Origin of the sequence: Ensifer sp. Root142, assembly GCF_001426785.1 — a bacterium.
GTDB classification, from domain to species: Bacteria; Pseudomonadota; Alphaproteobacteria; order Rhizobiales; family Rhizobiaceae; genus Ensifer; species Ensifer canadensis.
Genome location: NZ_LMFK01000012.1, coordinates 379,621 through 399,926, shown reverse-complemented (window position 1 = coordinate 399,926; position 20,306 = coordinate 379,621). Strand labels below are relative to the sequence as shown.

General features: G+C 61.7%; 21 protein-coding genes and 1 tRNA gene. 6 read left to right on the top strand and 16 right to left on the bottom strand.

The window, feature by feature from the left end; genetic code table 11:
• Positions 1-563 precede the first annotated feature (563 nt).
• The 7 genes from ASD52_RS14450 to ASD52_RS14420 all read right to left on the bottom strand — a co-directional run bounded on the left by ASD52_RS14450 (position 564) and on the right by ASD52_RS14420 (position 7,941).
• The gene (locus tag ASD52_RS14450; protein WP_057204233.1) at positions 564-1,955 is read right to left on the bottom strand and encodes an FGGY-family carbohydrate kinase; all 1,392 of its coding nucleotides are present in this window, start codon (positions 1,953-1,955) and stop codon (positions 564-566) included.
• A 4-nt stretch (positions 1,956-1,959) separates the two neighbouring features.
• Positions 1,960-2,274, bottom strand: coding sequence for an L-rhamnose mutarotase (gene rhaM, locus ASD52_RS14445; protein WP_025425892.1), 315 nt, complete (start codon positions 2,272-2,274; stop codon positions 1,960-1,962).
• Between the two features lie 7 nt (positions 2,275-2,281).
• Positions 2,282-3,286 carry an ABC transporter permease gene (locus tag ASD52_RS14440; protein ID WP_025425891.1) on the bottom strand — a complete coding sequence of 335 codons (1,005 nt, stop codon included), beginning with the start codon at positions 3,284-3,286 and terminating at the stop codon, positions 2,282-2,284.
• On the bottom strand, positions 3,286-4,266 hold the full coding sequence (locus ASD52_RS14435; RefSeq protein WP_025425890.1) for an ABC transporter permease: 981 nt from the start codon (positions 4,264-4,266) through the stop codon (positions 3,286-3,288). Before ASD52_RS14435 ends, ASD52_RS14440 begins: the two co-directional genes overlap by 1 nt.
• Positions 4,263-5,759: a sugar ABC transporter ATP-binding protein gene (locus tag ASD52_RS14430; RefSeq protein WP_025425889.1), complete on the bottom strand. Its 1,497-nt coding sequence runs from the start codon at positions 5,757-5,759 to the stop codon at positions 4,263-4,265. Before ASD52_RS14430 ends, ASD52_RS14435 begins: the two co-directional genes overlap by 4 nt.
• A 253-nt stretch (positions 5,760-6,012) precedes the next feature.
• Positions 6,013-7,002, bottom strand: coding sequence for a rhamnose ABC transporter substrate-binding protein (rhaS, locus tag ASD52_RS14425; RefSeq protein ID WP_025425888.1), 990 nt, complete (start codon positions 7,000-7,002; stop codon positions 6,013-6,015).
• A gap of 126 nt (positions 7,003-7,128) precedes the next feature.
• Entirely contained in the window at positions 7,129-7,941 is an 813-nt protein-coding gene (locus tag ASD52_RS14420) for a DeoR/GlpR family DNA-binding transcription regulator (protein ID WP_025425887.1), read from the bottom strand.
• 203 nt (positions 7,942-8,144) lie between these two features.
• On the opposite strand from ASD52_RS14420, the gene ASD52_RS14415 reads away from it, so the two are divergent.
• The 6 genes from ASD52_RS14415 (at position 8,145) to ASD52_RS14390 (ending at position 13,416) form a co-directional block, all read left to right on the top strand.
• The gene (locus ASD52_RS14415) at positions 8,145-10,244 is read left to right on the top strand and encodes a bifunctional rhamnulose-1-phosphate aldolase/short-chain dehydrogenase (protein ID WP_025425886.1); all 2,100 of its coding nucleotides are present in this window, start codon (positions 8,145-8,147) and stop codon (positions 10,242-10,244) included.
• A gap of 13 nt (positions 10,245-10,257) precedes the next feature.
• A complete protein-coding gene (gene rhaI, locus ASD52_RS14410; protein ID WP_025425885.1) occupies positions 10,258-11,553 on the top strand; it encodes an L-rhamnose catabolism isomerase in 1,296 nt (431 codons plus the stop codon).
• A gap of 287 nt (positions 11,554-11,840) precedes the next feature.
• A complete protein-coding gene (locus ASD52_RS14405; protein ID WP_025425884.1) occupies positions 11,841-12,095 on the top strand; it encodes a GlsB/YeaQ/YmgE family stress response membrane protein in 255 nt (84 codons plus the stop codon).
• 77 nt (positions 12,096-12,172) lie between these two features.
• On the top strand, positions 12,173-12,361 hold the full coding sequence (locus ASD52_RS14400) for a hypothetical protein (RefSeq protein WP_025425883.1): 189 nt from the start codon (positions 12,173-12,175) through the stop codon (positions 12,359-12,361).
• A gap of 104 nt (positions 12,362-12,465) precedes the next feature.
• Positions 12,466-12,927 (top strand): YbaK/EbsC family protein, encoded by a 462-nt coding sequence (locus ASD52_RS14395; RefSeq protein ID WP_025425882.1) that lies wholly within the window; start codon positions 12,466-12,468, stop codon positions 12,925-12,927.
• A 102-nt stretch (positions 12,928-13,029) separates the two neighbouring features.
• Positions 13,030-13,416 carry a DUF930 domain-containing protein gene (locus tag ASD52_RS14390; protein WP_025425881.1) on the top strand — a complete coding sequence of 129 codons (387 nt, stop codon included), beginning with the start codon at positions 13,030-13,032 and terminating at the stop codon, positions 13,414-13,416.
• A 911-nt stretch (positions 13,417-14,327) separates the two neighbouring features.
• Here ASD52_RS14390 and ASD52_RS14385 read toward each other — a convergent pair.
• From ASD52_RS14385 to murA, 9 genes are all read right to left on the bottom strand, one after another.
• Positions 14,328-14,403: transfer RNA gene (locus tag ASD52_RS14385), tRNA-Phe, on the bottom strand.
• Positions 14,404-14,584: 181 nt separating this feature from the next.
• Entirely contained in the window at positions 14,585-14,794 is a 210-nt protein-coding gene (gene yacG / locus ASD52_RS14380; protein ID WP_025425879.1) for a DNA gyrase inhibitor YacG, read from the bottom strand.
• A 5-nt stretch (positions 14,795-14,799) separates the two neighbouring features.
• Positions 14,800-15,420 carry a Maf-like protein gene (locus ASD52_RS14375; RefSeq protein WP_025425878.1) on the bottom strand — a complete coding sequence of 207 codons (621 nt, stop codon included), beginning with the start codon at positions 15,418-15,420 and terminating at the stop codon, positions 14,800-14,802.
• 50 nt (positions 15,421-15,470) lie between these two features.
• Complete coding sequence (gene infA, locus ASD52_RS14370; RefSeq protein ID WP_004435948.1) at positions 15,471-15,689, bottom strand: translation initiation factor IF-1; 219 nt, start codon at positions 15,687-15,689, stop codon at positions 15,471-15,473.
• Positions 15,690-16,084: 395 nt separating this feature from the next.
• Positions 16,085-16,552: a low molecular weight phosphatase family protein gene (locus tag ASD52_RS14365; RefSeq protein ID WP_025425877.1), complete on the bottom strand. Its 468-nt coding sequence runs from the start codon at positions 16,550-16,552 to the stop codon at positions 16,085-16,087.
• A gap of 14 nt (positions 16,553-16,566) precedes the next feature.
• Positions 16,567-17,043, bottom strand: coding sequence for a UPF0262 family protein (locus ASD52_RS14360; protein ID WP_025425876.1), 477 nt, complete (start codon positions 17,041-17,043; stop codon positions 16,567-16,569).
• Positions 17,040-18,344, bottom strand: coding sequence for a histidinol dehydrogenase (gene hisD / locus ASD52_RS14355; protein WP_025425875.1), 1,305 nt, complete (start codon positions 18,342-18,344; stop codon positions 17,040-17,042). Before hisD ends, ASD52_RS14360 begins: the two co-directional genes overlap by 4 nt.
• A 37-nt stretch (positions 18,345-18,381) precedes the next feature.
• A complete protein-coding gene (locus ASD52_RS14350) occupies positions 18,382-18,822 on the bottom strand; it encodes a DUF2948 family protein (RefSeq protein WP_025425874.1) in 441 nt (146 codons plus the stop codon).
• A 106-nt stretch (positions 18,823-18,928) separates the two neighbouring features.
• Positions 18,929-20,221 carry a UDP-N-acetylglucosamine 1-carboxyvinyltransferase gene (gene murA, locus ASD52_RS14345; RefSeq protein WP_025425873.1) on the bottom strand — a complete coding sequence of 431 codons (1,293 nt, stop codon included), beginning with the start codon at positions 20,219-20,221 and terminating at the stop codon, positions 18,929-18,931.
• Positions 20,222-20,306 lie beyond the last annotated feature (85 nt).

Below are 20,306 nucleotides of genomic sequence, written 5' to 3'. Positions count from 1 at the left end.
AAATTCGGTGAAGAATCGATACCGGACCGGAACCGGTACGGCGGGGCGGCATCATGCCTTGAGGAGACTGTGAATTTTCCCATTCCGACGTGTGGGACAATGTTTATGGTTAATTCCTTGCTTGAAGGTTAACGGTCGATGGCCTGTAACCGGAATCACTAAAATTCGCCGGGTGTTTCCTGGCGCTGTTTTTGCGGCGCAGCAATGCCGCACTATTGACCCCGAATTTCAACAGGTTTTCACTCACAAGAGTTTAGAATTGTACTTCTACTTGCGCTCGCGTATCGAAGCGAACGTGAAGTGGGCGCAGATCGCGCGGAAGAAACCTTTGCAGCAAGCAAAGCGACATCATGACGATGCGCTGACGGGAAACGAACAATGATTGTTCTTGGAATTGGCGCCGCTCTCACAGCAATCCTGACAATGATGGCCGTATCCATCGTGCTCAATCTCGAGCATAACCGCTCGACGAACCGCAGCTCGGTTTTCTAAGCGAAAAAACGAACGCCATCGTCGTCAACCGCGCACTTCATGCGGCACCGTTACTCTCCTATATTTCACCGTTACTGGTTGCCATTGGCCTGTTGCACATGGCTTTTCGTTAGCGACCGCCAGTTTTCTGCATAGTGCACAAAGCTCTCAGGCACGGGGCCGGCGAAGGCCTGCACGCCGGTCCGCACGTGGCGGCCGTCGACAAGACTTGCAGCCCCGAGGCTGGTGCCGGTCACGTTGTGGCTGTCGGCAAGGACCGGGCGCCCCGTTGCCGCCTGAAGCATGCGCAAATAGGCGGCGTTTGCAGCGAACGGTCCCTCGACCACGATATCCCCTCGCGCCCCGATGAGATCGAGGCATGTCGCCGTCATCAATGCCAGATGGAAAGAAACGGCGGCGACCCTGCCGGCCGGCGTCAGCTTCTCCTCGTCCACCGTCCAGCGCGCCTTGGCGGATGGGAAAGGTCCGGAGCCTTCGGGAAGCGAAGGCAACAGCATGTGCCCTGCCGCAATGACGGCCTCCTCGTCTTCAAACGCGGTGGGCGTCGTGCCGTCGCCGAGCAGCAGCGAGAAGGCACGACCGCCCATGAAACGCGCCGAGGGAACCGGGTCGCCGAGAGCGTTGACGTTGATCAGTGTGTCGCGATGTTCATCGAGCGTCACTTTGGCGGCGCCAACCGCCAGCATCACGACCCAGGTGCCGGTCGACACCACGGAAAACGGCGTCGTTCGGGTCAGCAGATGCGGCAGCAACGACGCGTTGGAATCGTGGATGCCGCAGTAGATAGGCGTACCCGCGGGAATGCCGGTGGCGAGGCAAAGCTCGGGCAGCAGCTTGCCGACGATATCGTCTGCCTTGCGGACGGGCGCAAACAGGTGCCGCCAGCCCTGGCCTTCCACCAGCGTCGAGAAGGCGCCTTCCGTCGGGTTCCAGAGGTCGGTGTGGCAACCGAGCGAGGTCAGTTCGTTGACGCGCACGCCGGTCAGCCGGAAGGTCCAGTATTGCGCATAGGTCAGGATCGTTGCGATCCTGGCGAAGGCGTCGGGAAAGGTCTGCTGCTGCCAGAACAGCTGCGCGCCGACATTCAGGCCCATAGGCAGGCGCGCGGAGCCGGTTTCGGCAAAAGGCGGACGAACGGCCTCATAGGCTTCCGACAGGGTATCCGGCCCGCCGAATTCATAGTCCAGCACCGGCAAGGCAAGGTCGCCGGCCTCGTCGAGGACAACCGCGGTTGCGCCGTGGGTGGTGATCGAGATCGCTTGCAAGGGATGCTCGGCCTGGAGCGCCGTCAGGCTATCGAGCACGAAGGCCCAGAGACGCTCGACATCGAAATGCGGATAGGGCTCGCCCGCGACGACACGGTTTGCGGTCTTGCGCACGGCAACCTCTTCGAAGCGATCGAGATCAACCGCTGCGACCTTGGCATTGGTCTTGCCGATGTCAATGACGCCCACGATCCGCATCGGGTCAGCTCATGTGAAAAACGGTTTTGAGCGGTACGGCGACCGGATCGTTATCCTCGCGGGTTTCCATGATGTCGGCCATATGAGCCCACCACTTCCGCATCACCGGATGGGAGGGCAGATCGGCCATGCCGTGGTCGTCCGCTCGCCAGAGGACGCCGAAGAGCAGATCGTTCTCCTCGTCGAGATGGATGGAGTAGTCCGAAATACCGGCCTCCTTCAACAGGGTCACCAGCTCCGGCCAGATGGCATCGTGACGTGCGGTATATTCGGCGGCCATTCCCGGATTGAGCCGCATACGGAAGGCGTATTTTTCCATGGAAACCTCAGTGGGCAAGACGGCGGCGGGCGCGTCGCCACAGGATGGGCAGGGCGATCACCGAGATCAACAGCAAACCGATGAAGATCGACATGACGATGCCCGGCACGTTCAGGAGCCCGAAGCCGAAGGTGACCATGCCCATGATCAGGGCCGCAAGCACGACCCCCGGTATGGTACCGGAGCCACCGAGAATGCTGACGCCGCCAAGCACCACCATGGTCACGACTTCCAGCTCCCAACCAAGCGCGATCGACGGTCGGGTGGAGCCGAGGCGCGAGGTCAGGCAGATCGAGGCAAGCCCCGCCATCAGGCCGGTGAGCAGAAACAGCGTGAACTTCACGCGGCCGACGCGGATACCGGAGAACAGCGCGGCCGTCTGGTTGTTGCCGATCGCGTAGACGGCGCGGCCGAAATTGGTCTTGTGCAGCACGACGCCATAGATCACGGCCAGGACGACAAAGAGCGTGAACTCGAACGAGAACACCCACCAGACATAGCCCTGCCCGAACCAGGAGAAGCTTCCGGGATAGCCGGTGAAGGCCTGATCGCCAAGGATGATGAAGGAGAGGCCACGAAACAGGCTCATCGTACCGATAGTGACGACAATCGACGGCAGGCCGAGACCGGTGATCAGCAGGCCGTTGACGACGCCGCAGGCGAGCCCGACCGAAAGTCCGACAACCACCAGCGCCGGCGTGTCGAAGCCGAGCTGGACGGCATAACCCATCGCCGTCGAGGCGAGCGCGATGATCGAGGCGACCGAGAGATCGATCTCGCCTGAAATGATCACCAGCGCCATGGCGAAGGCGATCATCGCCTTTTCGGTGAAGTTGAAGGTGGCGTCGGACAGGTTCCACGGGTCGAGGAAATAGGGTGAGGCCAGCGAATTGCCGATGAAGATGAGGCAGGCGACGACGAACAGCAGGCTTTCCCAACTCTTCAGCAGGCGCGCGCCGCGCCCTTCGAGGCGATCGGGAATGTTGCGGGGGGAGAGATGCGTTTCTGCCATCAGACAGCCTCCGCCTTTTTGAGGATGACGCGTCCCTTGCGCCGTTCGGCACGCGCATTGACGGCAACGGCCGTTATGATGACCATGCCGGAAATCGCCATCTGGGCAAAGGGCGAGATGTTGATGACCGGCAGAGCGTTCTTGATCACACCGAGGAACAGCGCGCCGAGCACCGCTCCCGGCACCGAACCGATGCCACCGGCGATCGAGATGCCGCCGATGACGCAGGCGGCGATGATGTCGAGTTCGAAGCCGGCGGCAATATCGACATAGGCAACGGCATAGCGCGACACCCAGAGATAGCCGGACAGCCCGGCAAGCGTCCCCGAGAGGCAATAGGCAAAGAAGCGCGTCCGGCCGACGTCGATGCCGGTATAGACAGCCGCATGCGGATTGCCGCCGACGGCGAAGAAGGCCCGCCCGAGCGGCGTGCGGCTTATCACCAGGAAGATCGCCGCGACCGTGACGACCGAGAGCCAGGACAGCACGGGAATGCCGGCAAGATCAGTGCGCGGAAAGCTCTTGAAGGCATCGCTCATCTGGTGGGCATTGATCCACTTGCCGTTGGTCAAGAGGAAGATCAGGCCGCGATAGATCGTCAGCGTGCCGAGAGTGACAACGATCGGCGGGATGTCGAGTTTCCAGACCAGCGCCCCATTGATCATCCCGAGCACCGCGCCGAGCGCTATGGCCGACAGGAGGATGACGGGGATCGGCAGGCCGGGGAACGCGGCGTTCAGCATTGCCGCGACCATGCCGGAAAGCGCCAGGTTTGCCGCCATGGACAGATCGATGCAGCGCGTCAGGATCACGGCCATCTGGCCGAGCGCCAGGATGATGAGGATCGAGGTGTCGTTGTAGACGCGTGCCAGATTGGTCGGCGCAATGAAGGGCGGGAAGCGCCAGGCGATCAGGACGACCAGCACCAGGATCGCGCCGACAAGCAGCAGTTCACGGTTTTTCAGGAGCTTGGCCATCATGCGGCCTCCGCAATGCCGGCGGCGGCACGCACCAGCTTTTCCGCCGTCAATTCTTCCCGCTCGAAGCGGCCGACAATGCGGCCCTCGCGCATGACGATGACGCGATCCGACATGCCCATGATTTCGGGGATTTCCGATGAGACCATGATGACGCTGAGGCCCTGTGCGGCAAGCTCACTCATGAAGGCGTGCACCGCGGCCTTGGAGCCGATGTCGATGCCCTTGGTCGGTTCATCAAGAATGATCACCTTCGGCTTGGTCGCCAGCCATTTGGCGATGACCACCTTCTGCTGGTTGCCGCCCGAAAGCGTGCCGACGTCCTGATCGAGGGAGGCGGCCCGCAGATCGAGCCTAGACGTATATTCCCGCGCAAGCGCGAACTCGTTGGCAAGTTTGAGGAAGCCGGAGCGCGAGGTGCGCGACAGCGACGGCAGCGTCACGTTCTGGAAGATCGGCAAGCCGATGATCGCGCCCTGACGCCCACGCTCCTCTGGCACATAGACGATACCGCTCCTGATCGCCTCGGACGGATTGCGGATCACCAGGATTTCGCCATCCAGCCTGATGGCACCTGCCGACGGGCGGGTGATGCCGATCAGCGACTGCATGAATTCGGAGCGGCCCGCGCCGATCAGCCCATAGAAGCCAAGAATTTCGCCACGTCTCAGTTCAAAGTTAATGTCCTCGAACTCGGTCGGGTGACGGTAGCCGGAGACTGTCAGAACGGGGTCGCCGATGGCTACGTCCTTCTTCGGATAGACGGAGCCGACGGCGCGGCCGACCATCATGCGCACGAGATCGTCCTGACTGACATCGGCGATCAGCCCCTCGCCGACCATCGTTCCGTCGCGAAACACGGTGTAGCGATCGGCGATGCGGAAGATCTCATCGAATTTGTGGCTAATGAAGAGGATCGCCTTGCCGTCGGCCTTCAGCCGTTCGACGAGCGCGTAGAGTTCGTGAATTTCCTTGTGCGACAGCGCCGCCGTCGGTTCGTCCATGATCACGACGCGGGCATCGACCGACAGAGCCCGGGCGATCGCCACCAGATGTTTCTTGGCAATGCCGAGATCGCGCAGCCGGATCGTCGGATCGAAATCAGCGCCGGCGCGATGCAAGAGCGCACGTGCATCCGCATTGAGCTTATTCCAGTCGATCAGGCCGAAACGGTTGCGCGGGGCATGGCCGAGGAAGATGTTTTCAGCGACGGACAGTTCGTCGAACAGAACCGTTTCCTGATGGATGGCGGTTACGCCTGCCCTTGCAGCAGAAAGCGCGGTCGGGAAGGCGGTTTCCGCATCCGCAACGCGGATGCTGCCTCCATCAGGCTGATAGATGCCCGTCAATATCTTGACGAGGGTCGACTTGCCCGCACCGTTCTCACCGACGAGTGCCGTCACGGAGCCCGGATAGAGCGACAGCGAAACGTCGGACAATGCCTTGACGCCGGGAAAGGACTTGGAGATGCCTTCAAGCGCAATGGCGGGCTTCATCCGCGATTTGATCGTATCCTGCAACACATTCCATCCGCCTGATTTGTGGGCCTGACATCCAAGGCGCCACGTCTGCAAAATTGCCCCTCACCCTAACCCTCTCCTCGCTCGCGGGGAGAGGGGACCCGTTGGCGTGTCGCCGCTTACGCCGACGCCCATTAGGAGCGGAGCATCGCCGCATGTTTCCCTTCTCCCCGTCAAACGGGGAGAAGGTGGCCGGCAGGCCGGGTGAGAGGTAACCGCCCCTCGCCGATCAGAAGATCTTTGCGAACTCTTCGACGTTCGAGGCGTCGTAGACGAACGGGTCGGCCATGGCGCCTTCGTTGTTGTCGTCGAGCTTCACAGCGCCCATGCGGCCCATCTTCAATTCCGCGCCGGGCTTGGCTTCGGCACCGTTGACGAGATCATAGGCGATCATCGTTGCGGAATAGCCGAGATCGATCGGGTTCCAGATCGCGAAGGACTTGGATGCGCCCGACTTCACGTGACCGGCCATCTCCGAGGGAAGGCCGAGGCCCGTGACATTGATCTGGCCGATCTTGCCGGCATCGGTGACGGCCTGTGCCGCAGCAACGATACCGACCGAGGTCGGCGCGATGATCGCCTTCAGGTTGGGATAGGACTGAATGAGCCCTTGCGTTTCGCGGTAAGACTTGTCGGCAAGGTCATCGCCGTAGACGGTCGCGACGACATTGATGCCCTTGTAGTTGCCCTGAACCTTCTTCATTTCCTCGATCCAGGTGTTCTGGTTCGTGGCTGTCGCCGAAGCCGAGAGCACGGCGACATCGCCGCCATCCGGCAGGTTGTCGGCGGCGAGCTTGATGATCATGTTGCCGATCAATGGATTTGACGACGGGTTGAGGTGCATCTGGCGGCCGTCCTTGGCGACCCCGGAATCCCAGGAGATCACCTTGATGCCACGATCCATCGCCTTCTTCAGCGCCGGAACGAGAGCATCGGTGTCGTTGGCGGAAACAGCGATGGCATCGACCTTCTGGGCGATCAGCGAGTTGATCACCTCGATCTGGCCTTCAGCGGTCGTCGTCGTTGGACCGGTGTAGATCACCTCGACGTCGCCCAGTTCCTTTGCGGCTTCCTGCGCGCCCTTGTTGGCAGCCTCGAAGAAGCCGATGCCGAGCGCCTTGACGACCAGGGCGATCTTCTTGTTTTCCGCATGTGCGGCATTGGCCATCAGCGCCAACGACACGGCGGCCGTGACCATCAATGATTTCAGGATCTTCATTTCCACTCCTCCCATGGACCGGAACGCGATCGGGATGACCGCATCGTCCGGTACTAACCTTCTCGAATTCGCAACCGGCCCGGTCTTTTCCGACCGGTGCCGATCCTTCCCCTCCCCTCGGCCGTCTCAAGCGGTCGAGGATGCATTCTCCGCGTCAGCGCCGGACCTGGCGTTGGCGATCACCAATCGCACGCCGGCATTTTCGAGCATCGCAGCATGCCTGTCCTCGATGCCCGAATCCGTGATCACAGTGGCGATCCGCTTCAATCCGCACAGGATGAGGCTGGAGCGCTTGTGAAATTTCGACGAGTCGACGAGCACGACGAGCTCGTCGGCCTGATCGATCAGTTTCTGCTCGGCCTGGATCAGCAGCGGATCCGCCTCCATCAGACCGAGCGGACCAAGCCCCTGGGCGCCCATGAACATGCGGCGCGCATAGAAATTGCGCGTCACGTCATTGTCGAACGGACTGAGGATGATGTTCTGCTCGCGGTAGATCGTGCCGCCCGACAGCATCACCGTGTTTTTCGAGTGCTTGAGCAGATGCTCGGCGATCGGAAACGAGTTGGTGAAGACCTGCATCCGGCGATTGGTGAGAAAGTGCACCATCTGGAAGGTCGTCGTGCCGCCATTGATGATGATCGGCTCGCCATCTTCGCACAGCGCCACCGCCTCCTTGGCGATCGCCTGCTTCTCCCGCGCATGCAGGCTTTCATTGACCTTGAAGGGTCGCCCGGCCAGCCCGACGAACTGCGGCGGATTGATCGCTTCCGCCCCGCCGCGCACGCGCCGCAACCGCTTCTGCACGTGGAGCGCCGCGATATCGCGCCGGATCGTCGCCTCGGAACTGTCGGTCAGATCGACCAGTTCCGGCACCGTGACCACGGGCTTTTCCTGAACCGCCGACAGAATGATCCGATGTCTTTCTTTCTCGTGCATTCGCTCCTCCGATAATTTGCATGCTTCCATCACGACCAAACATTGTCAATCACAATCAATCATATTTTTTCATTGTGCAGTGCGACATGCGCGAATTTGATCGTTTTTGATTGACAATGACTCTCGGGCCATGTGATCTGATGCCAACCACATCTCCACGCGGCCGCCAAGCCGCGTGGCAACGGACCGGGAGGATTTTCGAGATGCTCGACAAGCAACAGGGCGCGCGGCTTGCCAATCTATGGGATGAGACGAAGGCGGCCGGCATGAGCGAGGCCGAACGTCTTCTCTATCGTTCGAACCTGCTCGGCTCCGACAAGCGCATCACCAACTACGGCGGCGGCAATACCTCGGCCAAGGTGATGGAGAAGGACCCGCTCGGCGGCGGCACGGTCGAAGTCCTCTGGGTCAAGGGCTCTGGCGGCGACGTCGGCACGATCAAGATGGACGGCTTCGCCACGCTTTGCATGGACAAGCTGAATGCCCTGAAAGGCATCTATCGCGGCGTCGCCTTCGAAGACGAGATGGTCGGCTATCTTCCGCATTGCACGTTCAACCTCAACCCGCGCGCCGCCTCGATCGACACGCCGCTGCACGCCTATGTTCCGAAAAAGCACGTCGATCACATGCATCCCGATGCGATCATCGCGATAGCGGCCTCCAAAAACAGCAGGGAATTGACGGCAAAAATCTTCGGCAACGACATCGGCTGGCTGCCCTGGAAGCGCCCGGGCTACGAACTCGGCCTCTGGCTGGAAAAGTTCTGCCTGGAGAATCCGTCCGCCCGCGGCGTCGTGCTTGAAAGCCATGGCCTCTTCACCTGGGGCGACACGGCCAGAGAAGCTTACGAGACCACCGTCGAAATCATCAACAAGGCGATCGCCTGGTTCGAGACGGAAAACACCAGGCCGGCCTTCGGCGGCGTGGCCAAGCCGACGCTCGATGCGAGCGACCGGGTGGCGATTGCCAAACGGTTGATGCCGGTCATCCGCGGCCTGATCAGCGCCGACGAGCGCAAGGTCGGACATTTCGACGACAGCCAGGCGGTGCTCGACTTCGTGACCGCCAAGGATCTCAAGCCGCTGGCAGCGCTCGGCACCAGCTGCCCGGATCATTTCCTCAGAACCAAGATCTGCCCGCTTGTCGTCGATTTCGATCCTGCCGCTGCAGACATCGAAAAGACCCTTGCCGGGCTTGCCGACGCAATCGCTGCCTATCGCGCCGATTACGCCGCCTACTACGAGCGCTGCAAACATGCAGACAGCCCCGCCATGCGCGATCCGAACGCGGTCGTCTACTTGGTGCCCGGCGTCGGCATGATCACCTTTGCCAAGGACAAGGCGACGGCGCGCATCTCCGGCGAATTCTACGTCAACGCCATCAATGTCATGCGCGGCGCATCCGGCGTCTCGACCTATGTCGGCCTGCCGGAACAGGAAGCCTTCGACATCGAATACTGGCTGCTCGAGGAAGCCAAGCTTCAGCGCATGCCGAAGCCAAAAAGCCTTGCGGGACGCATCGCGCTGGTGACTGGCGGCGCCGGCGGCATCGGCAAGGCAACGGCACACCGGCTGATGCAGGAAGGTGCCTGCGTCGTCATCGCCGATATCGACGAAACGGCGCTTGCTAGCGCCGAAAGCGAGCTTGCGGCCCGCCACGGCAAGGATTTCGTGCGTTCGCTCAGCATGAACGTGACCAGCGAGGCGGCGGTAGAAGGTGGCTTCGGCGATACGCTTTTAGCCTTCGGCGGTCTCGACATCCTGGTGTCGAATGCCGGCCTTGCCTCCTCCGCCGCGGTCGAGGATACGACGCTGGCGCTCTGGAACAAGAACATGGACATCCTTGCGACGGGCTACTTCCTCGTCTCGCGCGAGGCCTTCCGGGTCTTCCGCAACCAGAAGGCCGGCGGCAACGTCGTCTTCGTTGCTTCCAAAAATGGTCTTGCCGCGTCGCCCGGCGCATCGGCCTACTGCACCGCAAAGGCAGCCGAGATCCACCTCGCCCGTTGCCTGGCGCTCGAGGGCGCGTCCGCCCAGATCCGCGTCAACGTCGTCAACCCGGACGCCGTGCTGCGCGGCTCGAAAATCTGGACCGGCGAGTGGAAAGAGCAGCGCGCCGCCGCCTACAAGATGGATGTCGACGACCTCGAGGCGCACTACCGCGAACGCTCGATGCTGAAGCTCAGCGTCTTCCCGGAGGATATCGCCGAGGCGATCTACTTCCTCGCCTCGGACATGTCGGCGAAATCGACCGGCAACATCGTCAATGTCGACGCGGGCAATGCCCAGTCGTTCACCCGCTGATCCGGAGATTTTGATGAGCACCACCATGATCGGCAAGACCATCCTTGACGCAGAGAACGAGCGCCGCGAGGCGGCACTTCGCCAGGACTATGAAAGCCTTGGCGAAAGGCTGGCGCGCCGCGGCATCGACGTCGACGCCATCAAGCGCAAGGTTGCGGCCTATGGCGTCGCAGTCCCCTCCTGGGGGGTCGGCACCGGCGGCACCCGCTTTGCCCGCTTCCCCGGCAAGGGCGAGCCGCGCAATATCTTCGACAAGCTGGAGGATTGCGCCGTCATCCAGCAGCTGACACGGGCAACGCCCAACGTCTCGCTGCACATCCCGTGGGACAAGGTCAGCGATCTCCAGGAACTGAAGCAGAAAGGTGCCGCCCTCGGCCTCGGCTTCGACGCGATGAACTCGAACACCTTCTCGGATGCGCCCGGACAGGCACATTCCTACAAGTTCGGATCGTTGTCGCACAGCGACGCGGCCACGCGCGCCCAAGCGGTCGAGCACAATCTCGAATGCATCGACATCGGCCGACAGCTCGGCTCGAAGGCACTGACGGTCTGGGTCGGAGACGGCTCCAACTTTCCCGGCCAGAGCAACTTCACCAGATCGTTCGAGCGTTATCTCGATGCGATGAAAGCGGTCTATGCCGCACTGCCCGAGGACTGGCGCGTCTTCACCGAACACAAGATGTTCGAGCCGGCCTTCTATTCGACCGTGGTGCAGGACTGGGGCACCAACTACCTGATCGCCCAGGAACTTGGACCCAAGGCCTTCTGCCTGGTCGACCTTGGCCACCACGCGCCGAACGTCAACATCGAGATGATCGTCGCCCGGCTGATCCAGTTCAGGAAACTCGGTGGTTTCCACTTCAACGATTCGAAATATGGCGACGACGACCTCGATACCGGCTCGATCGACCCCTATCGCCTGTTCCTCGTCTTCAATGAACTCGTCGATGCCGAGACGCGGGGTGCCAAAGGCTTCGATCCGGCCCATATGCTCGACCAGAGCCACAATGTCACCGATCCGATCGAAAGCCTGATGACGAGCGCGATGGAGGTCTGCCGCGCCTATGCACAGGCCCTCATCGTCGACCGCACAGCGCTCGACAGCTTCCAGCAGGACAATGATGCACTGATGGCGGCGGAAACGCTGAAGACCGCGTTTCGCACCGACGTCGAGCCGATCCTGGCGATGGCGCGCTTCGAAAGCGGCGGGGCGATTGCGCCGGTTGCGACCTATCGGGCGAGCGGCTATCGCGCCAAGGTGGCCGGCGAGCGGCCGGCCGTTGCCGGCGGTGGCGGCGGCATCGTCTGAGATCCACTCCCCCATCCCACAATCTAAATGCCGGGCAGCGATTGCTGCCCGGCATTTTCACGCACGATTGATATCGTCTCGCGGATCGGCTCCGATCTCGTAGGCGGATCATAAAGCGAGCGTGACCGCGGCCTTTTGTGCGCCCTGTTTGACGGACGGCGCCGGATTGTCCCGCACAAATGCTTCGCATTCCTGCAAAAAATCATCGCGCGATGAAATTGCCCCCTATCTGATTTGAAATCCTGGTCTATCTTTCCCTTCTAGGTCCAACGGAAAGGGAACCATTCATGGGTATCGAAAGCATTCTCGTATTCCTGATTGTCGGAGCGATCGCCGGCTGGCTTGCCGGCTTGATCGTCAAGGGGTTCGGCTTCGGCCTGATCGGCAACATGGTCGTGGGCATCATCGGCGCCTTCATCGCCGGCTTCCTCTTTCCCGCCATCGGTATCAGCCTTGGATCGGGCGTGCTTTCGGCGATCCTGCACGCGACGATCGGCGCAGTGATCCTGCTGGTGCTGATCCGCATCGTCAAACAGGCGTGACGAACCACCGCCACGCGACCATACCGCATGGCTCGCCGACCCGGCGGGCCGTGCCAGTCCAACGGAAGGAAATCACCATGAGCGAGCCGAACTCCGACAATATCGAAACGGCGCTGAAGGCGTTCATGGCCGACCATCCCGGCAAGCTCACACGCGAGCAGGCGATCGCGGCGATCCTCGAAAACTGGTTCACGACCCATGGCTACCTGCCGCCGCAGCAGGAAGGCAGACGCCCGGAAGACCTTGACGCCTCCAACGACGATTGAGGCATTCCTGCCGGCGGCAGCACCCTTGGCGCTCGACGCCTCTCCAAGCGTTCGTCCGCTCGACTTTTTTTCATGAAGCCATTTCCAGAGCCTGAAGACCCACCATGAGCCTTACATCCGTCAAACAGTTCTTCTCGCAGCACGCCCCCGACATCGACGTCATCGAACTCGAGCAGAGCACGGCAACAGTGGCACTTGCCGCCGAGGGCCATGGCGTCGAACCGGCACAGATCGCCAAGACATTGGCGCTCCGCGTCGGCGACGACGTGATCCTCATCGTCACGCGCGGTGACGCGCGGCTCGACAACAAGAAATACAAAGCCCGCTTCGGCACCAAGGCCCGCATGCTCGGCTTCGACGAGGTCGAGGCGGAGACCGGTCATCCAGTCGGCGGCGTCTGCCCGTTCGGCCTTGCCAAGCCCCACAGCATCTATTGCGACCTGTCGCTGAAAGCCTACGACATCGTCGTTCCTGCCGCTGGCGCCACCAATGCCGCCGTTCACATCAATCCGCAGCGTATCGTCGAATTGACCGGCGCCGAATGGATCGACGTTTCGGAAACGTAATCCGTGCCTTGGAATGGCCACAAAGCTTAACTGAAACCGCAGGCGCACTCCGGCAGTGATTTGCCGGGCGCGGCCCTTTCCAGAATCAGGAGTCCGTCGAGCATGAAGATAGTCGCGTACCCGCTCATCTTCGCCGCCACATTTTCCCCGGCGCTGGCGATGGATCAGTCCCTGGTGCGCCAGTTCGAAAAGCTTGACCCGCAGACCCGCCTGGAACAGCGCTGCGACACCGAGGCGATGGAGCGCATCAACGCCGACAAGACGACCTTCAAGCCCGACAAGGTGATCGCCTACACCTTCGCCGAACCGGTCATGAAGGAAGACAAGATGAAGGCGCCGGGCGCGGTTTTCCGCAGCAAGGGGGAATGGTACAAGCTAAAATTCAAGTGCCGCACCGACGCGGAGCACCTGGGCATCCTGTCCTTCGAATATAAGATCGGCGATCTCGTGCCGCGCGAGAACTGGGACGAGTTCTACCTCTATCCCTGACAGACCGGACCGCGGGTGCGCGCAAACGCCCGAGCTTTTCGCCGTCACCAGAAATGTCGCGCAAAAATGTGCAGCGCTTTCGCGATGACATGCGAAAGAACAAGAGCTTGAAGCGCGACAAGCGGATCCTGGAAATCGCGACGCGCTTTAGAGAACGGCCATCAGAAACAGCAGCGAGCCAAGCGACAGCGCTGCCATGATGCTCATCAGCATCTTCATCATGTGATCTGCCATTTCGTACACCCTTGCCTCTACTCCCTCAGGAATGAACGAATTCGTCTGCTTTTGGGGCGCGGCATGCCCGGTATATTCCAAGCTCGAAACGCCTGACTGACACGATCCCACCAGATCGGTGCACAATCTGCCAACAGTGTTTCAGGTTGCGCCGACATGGTTAACAATTGGTTAATCTCATTGTCTGCGGTGTTGGGTGGATAGGTGGCGCGGCGCCCTTCGGGCCCATGCGGAATACCAGCCGCATGGCGGGATGGCGGCGACAGAGCCAGGTGAAAAAATCGCCGCTTGGCTGAATAAGGTGGCGGCAGGGTATCGGAAGCAGCTTGCATCAGAGCGCAGTCACAGACCGCGCCCTAGCCCTTGTAAGGGCGTCAGCGCTAAGATTACGGCTTCTTCGGCTCCGGCTTTGCATCGGCAAGGGGAAGCAGCCACCCCTGCCCCGATATGCTCCTGCCAGTGTGACCGTGCCCTAGAGACCCGCCACATTCGGTTGGAGGAGGCGGCGAGGTTCGACGTGGCTACCATCTGCGACACGCACCATTGCTGACTTCAAAAAGGAAGTGAGCAGAAGGAAGAACGGAAACTTCCAGAACGCTGAAAAGACCTGCCTAGACGCGGCAAGCGACCGACTAAATCAAGAGGCTAAAAATCAAAGGAAACCATGCAATTATGAATGGTGCCCGGAGGCGGATTTGAACCACCGACACGCGGATTTTCAATCCGCTGCTCTACCAACTGAGCTATCCGGGCATCCTGCCGTTGCGGGCAGCGGCTCCTCTCGGAGCCCTCGGGGCGTTGTCTGTGCCCCGGAAGCGAGCGGGGTTATAACATCTTGTTCGGCGGTGTCCAGCACCAAATGAAAGTTTTTTGGCAGGAATTTCAAAGTTAGTGGAAAAAGCCAAAAAACCGTGGATATTCAGGCAGATCGCGGTCAGCGATCGTCGTCGTCCGCTTTCGCCTCGTCGTCTGCGACGGGAATGGCGTAGGAGCCCGAGAGCCAGCGGTTGAGGTCGACATTGCGGCAGCGGTCCGAGCAGAAGGGATAGTGCTCGCGGTGCGATGGGCGGCCGCATTCGGGGCAAGGACGCGGGGCGCGCAGAGGTGCTACGTTCGAGCCGCTTTTCTTGTCTTCGTCAGTCACTGCCTTCAGCCTTCCAGCCAGCGATTGTGAACGTCGTAGCCTTCACCGACCAGCAGGCCGACCGTCTCGTAGAGCGGCAGGCCGACGACGTTGCTGTAGGAGCCGACGAGCTTGACCACAAAGCTGCCGGCAATGCCCTGGATGCCATAGGCGCCTGCCTTGCCGCGCCATTGGCCGGAGGCAAGATAGCTCTCGATGTCAAAACCGGAAAGGCGCTTGAAGCGGACCTTGGTGTCGACCACCTTCTGGCGCAACGTCTTGTCGGGTGTGATCAGGCAAACACCGGTATAGACGCGGTGGCTGCGGCCCGACAAAAGATGCAGGGCGCTCGAGGCTTCGCTGACGAGTTCCGGCTTCGGCAGGATGCGCCGACCGACGCAGACGACGGTGTCGGCCGCCAGAATATAGCTGCCATCCCAACCGGCTTCACCCTTGATCGCAGCCAGCGCCGCCTTGGCCTTTTCAGCCGAGAGACGACGCGCCAGCGAGCGCGGATGCTCGGAGCGCTTCGGCGTTTCGTCGAGATCCATCGGCATCAGGCGCGCAGGCTCGATACCTGCCTGGGCCAAAAGCTCGACGCGACGCGGCGAACCGGACGCCAGTATCAGTTTTTGAGCCGTTGTCATCGGAACGCGCCGTCACCCCAGAAATATGATGAAGCCACCTGTCGGGCGGTTTACTTGAAGCGGTAGGTGATGCGACCCTTGGTCAGGTCATAGGGCGTCATTTCGACGAGCACCTTGTCGCCGGCCAGAACGCGGATACGGTTCTTGCGCATGCGGCCTGCGGTGTGGGCAATAATTTCATGTTCATTTTCGAGCTTCACGCGGAAGGTCGCATTGGGAAGCAATTCCGTGACCACGCCCGGGAATTCGAGGACTTCTTCTTTCGCCATGTAGGACTGTTCTTTCTGTGTTTGTTCGGGGATACGACACGCATCCCGAAAAATTCGCCGGAAACTACACAATCGACGAGGATTTGTGAACCGCTTTGCGCCGGCTTTTCAGCTTTTGTACTGCCTTATACCAACCTGCGCTGATATTGATCGATTGCGCCGGAGCGATTTTGGTTTCCGGCAAGGAGAAAACCGCAACCGGACCCGAGCAGTCCGGTGAGGATTGTCGACGCTGTCGGAGACCAAAAGCGCCCGGCCCTTCGGGTGGGCCGTCTGTCGGCCGCCGGCAGCGTCGCAATCCTCGACCGATGCCCAGGCATCGCTCTCAGATATGCTCCTTGCCGGAGGACCGCATACGGTCGCACGCAATAGGTCAATATCAGCGCAGGTTGGTATTAAGCTTTTTCGCCCGCGGGCGCTACTACCAGACGGCGATTAATCAGAGTGGCAAGGTGATCGCGAACGGCGCGATAGGCATCGACAATCTGTTCGCGCGTGCCGGTGGCAACCGTCGGGTCAGGTGTCGGCCAATAGACCACGTCGACGGCCATGGAGCGAGTCAATTCCAGCGCCATGTGATGGGCCTCGGGCGCCAGCGTGACGATGAGGTCGAAATAGTCGTCCTCGAGCTCGTCCAGGGTGCGCGGCTGATGCCGCCCGATCGACAGGCCGATCTCGTCGAGCACGACATCGACGAAGGGATCGCGCTCACCGTGGCGCACGCCGGCGGAGGTGACATAGGTTCCCGCCGGCAGGGCGGCCTTGGCGAGTGCCTCGGCCATCGGCGAGCGGATTGCGTTCATGCCGCACATGAAGAGAACGGAACGGGGCCTTGTCGGTTGAGGCGTCGCGGTTGCCGTCATCCCGGTCTCCGCCGTCATCCGCGCCAGTAGAGCACGCAGACGAGCGTGAACAGGCGGCGGGCGGTGTCGAAATCTAGCCGGATCTTGCCCGACAGGCGGTCCATCAGCGTCTGCGAGCCCTCGTTGTGGATGCCGCGGCGACCCATGTCGATCGCTTCGATCTGACTCGGCGTCGCCGAGCGGATCGCTTCGTAATAGCTCTCGCAGATCATGAAGTAGTCCTTCACGATCCGGCGAAACGGCGTCAGCGAGAGAATATGGGTGGCGACGTCAGATCCTTTCTCGGTGGAGATCGCAAAGACCAGCTTGGCGTCCATGAGAGAAAGGTTGAGCTTGTAGGGGCCGCCCGGGTGGCCGACCGGTTCGAACAGGTTTTCTTCGAGAAGGTCGAAGATCGCAACCGCGCGCTCATGCTCCACGTCGGGCGTCGAACGGCCGATCGTCTCGTCCAATACGACGTCGCAGAGGCGCTGGTTGCGGTCTGCCTTCATCCCGCATCCCCGAGATTGAGGCGAATGGCGACGGAGCGCGCATGAGCCTCAAGGCCTTCCGACCGCGCCAGCGCGATTGCTGCAGGGCCGAGGATGCGAAGCTGCTCCGCGTCGAGGCGCAGGATCGACGTGCGCTTCATGTAGTCGAGAACGCCGAGACCGGAGGAGAACCGCGCCGAGCGCGCCGTCGGCAGTACGTGGTTCGAGCCACCGACATAGTCACCGATGACTTCGGGCGTGTGGCGTCCGACAAAGATGGCGCCGGCATTGCGGATCTTGGCGACCATCGGCTCGGGATCGGCAAGCGCCAGCTCCAGATGCTCGGCGGCAATGCGGTTTGCAAGCGGTATGGCCTTTTCGAGGTCCGGCACCAGGATGATCGCGCCGAAATCGCGCCAGCTCGCCGATGCGGTCTCTGCGCGCGGCAGGGTTTTCAGCTGACGTTCGACCGCCGCTTCGACCGCCTCGCCGAAGGCCGCGTCATCCGTGATCAGGATCGACTGGGCGCCGACATCGTGCTCGGCCTGCGCCAGGAGGTCGGCGGCGATCCAGTCCGGATTGTTTTCGCGGTCGGCGATGACGAGCACCTCGGACGGGCCAGCAATCATGTCGATGCCGACGGTGCCGAAAACCTGGCGCTTGGCGGCGGCGACATAGGCATTGCCCGGGCCGACGACCTTTGCCACCGGCGCGACGGTCGCGGTGCCATAAGCAAGGGCGGCGATCGCCTGCGCGCCGCCAATACGGTAGATTTCCTCGACACCGGCCAGACGCGCAGCTGCCAGCACCGCCGGGTTGATCTTGCCGCCGTTTGCCGGCACGACCATGACGATGCGCTCGACGCCGGCGACCTTGGCCGGCAGCGCGTTCATCAGCACCGAGCTTGGGTAGCTCGCCGTGCCGCCAGGCACGTAAAGCCCGACGGCGTCGACCGCCGTCCAGCGCGAGCCGAGGCCGACGCCCATCGTATCCTCGTAGATATCGTCCTTCGGCCGCTGGCGGGCGTGGTGCGCCTCGATGCGGACGGCGGCAACCTTGAGCGCGCCCAGCACTTCCGGCTCAACGGCCTGGATCGCCGCATCGATTTCCTCGGCGCTGACGGCCATCGGGGTCGTTGCAAAGTCGATGCCGTCGAAGCGGGCGGAATATTCCGCCACCGCCTCGTCGCCGCGCAGGCGAACATCGTCGATGATCGCCTTGACCGCGGCGTTGACGTCCTCGGAAACTTCGCGCTTGGTGGTCAGGAATGCCGCGAACTGCTGTTCGAAGTTACCGTCGAGATAGTTCAGCCTGATTGCCAACGCAAAATGTCCTTGTGGTATGCCTGTGTCGCGGGTTTCAAACGCCTTCGGGATGCCGGGGCTTGAAAGCGGTTTCCCATGCTCCGCCGGTATCCGCAAGCTGCACCTCGATGCATTCCACATCAAGGGCGATCGAAGCTTCGCCGGCAAGCACCAGTTCGACGGCGCCTTCCGGCCCCTCGCCGGCGACCGTGAACGTCACCGCCAGCAGATCGAGCACGGCCTCGCCGTTGCGGCGGTCGAAGCCAAGCGAGCGCACGGCGCTCACCCGCTTGAACAGGAGCACGGCGCGCCGGCGCTCGAACGAACGCCGCTTGCCGTCGGCCATCTCCCAGACGAACCGGTTGACGATGAGCGAAAACTGCTTGCGGCGTGCGTCGTATTCCAGTCCGGAAACCTTGAACACGGCATCCTGGACGTGGGCGGAGACGACGGCCAGGTCCTCTTCATCGAGCGCCAGCAGCTTCAGACCATCCATGCGATCCATTCCTTTCGCTTTCGTCGCACATTTTGCGTGCCACAATTGAAATGGACATAGGACGTCGCGCCTGAAACCGCAACGGCATCAGGCGCGACGGCTAAAATCAGTCGCTGACACGCTCGACGTGAGCGCCGCAACGGGTGAGCTTTTCTTCCAGCCGCTCGAAACCGCGGTCGAGATGGTAGACGCGCGACACCATGGTTTCGCCTTCCGCCGCAAGACCGGCGATGACCAGCGACACCGAGGCGCGCAGGTCGGTCGCCATCACGGGGGCGCCCTTCAGCCGGCTGACGCCCTCGATCTTGGCCGTCTGGCCCGACAGCGAGATCTTGGCGCCGAGGCGCGCCAGTTCCTGCACGTGCATGAAACGGTTTTCGAAGATCGTCTCGGTGATGTGCGAAACGCCGTTCGACTTGGTCATCAGACCCATGAACTGCGCCTGCAGGTCGGTCGGGAATCCGGGGAACGGATCGGTGACGATATCGACCGGCTTGATGCCGGCGCCATTGCGCACGACGCGGATGCCGCTGTTGGTCGGCGTGATTTCAGCGCCGGCCCGGCGGATCGCCTCGAGTGCGGTGTCAAGCAGCGCCATATCCGTGTCTTCGAGGATGACGTCGCCGCCGGTCATGGCAACGGCCATGGCGTAGGTGCCGGTCTCGATACGGTCGGGCAGCACGCGGTGACGCGCGCCGGACAGCGAGCGCACGCCCTCGATGGTGATCGTCGCCGTGCCCTGGCCGGTGATCTTGGCGCCCATGGCGTTCAGGCAATTGGCTAGGTCGACGACTTCGGGCTCGCGCGCGGCGTTGCCGAGCACGGTGGTGCCGTTGGCGAGCGTCGCCGCCATCATCAGCACGTGGGTGGCACCGACGGAAACCTTCGGGAAGGTGTAGCGGGCACCGATCAGGCCACCTGCCGGCGCCGTCGCGTTAACGTAGCCGCTGTCGATCTCGATGTTGGCGCTCAGCGCCTGAAGACCCTCGATGAACAGATCGACCGGGCGCGTGCCGATGGCGCAACCGCCCGGCAGCGACACGCGGGCCTTGCCTTCGCGTGCGAGCAGCGGGCCAATGACCCAGAAGCTTGCGCGCATCTTCGACACCAGCTCATAAGGCGCGGTGGTGTCGACGATGTTGCGGCAGGTGAAATGGATCGTGCGGGCGTAGCTTTCGCCCTGGCGCTCGCGCCGGCCGTTGACCGAGATATCGACGCCATGGTTGCCGAGGATGCGGATCAGCTGCTCGACGTCGGCCAGATGCGGAACGTTTTCCAGCGTCAGCGTGTCATCGGTCAAAAGCGATGCGATCATCAGCGGCAGGGCCGCATTCTTCGCGCCGGAGATCGGGATGACCCCGTGAAGTTCATTCCCGCCTACAATCCTGATGCGATCCATGAGGCCTCTCGAACGGGCTTGGCCCGCCTTTCCAAAAAAATGAAGTGTGTCTGAAGGCGCCTCTTTAGTGGAGACGCCGCGAAAT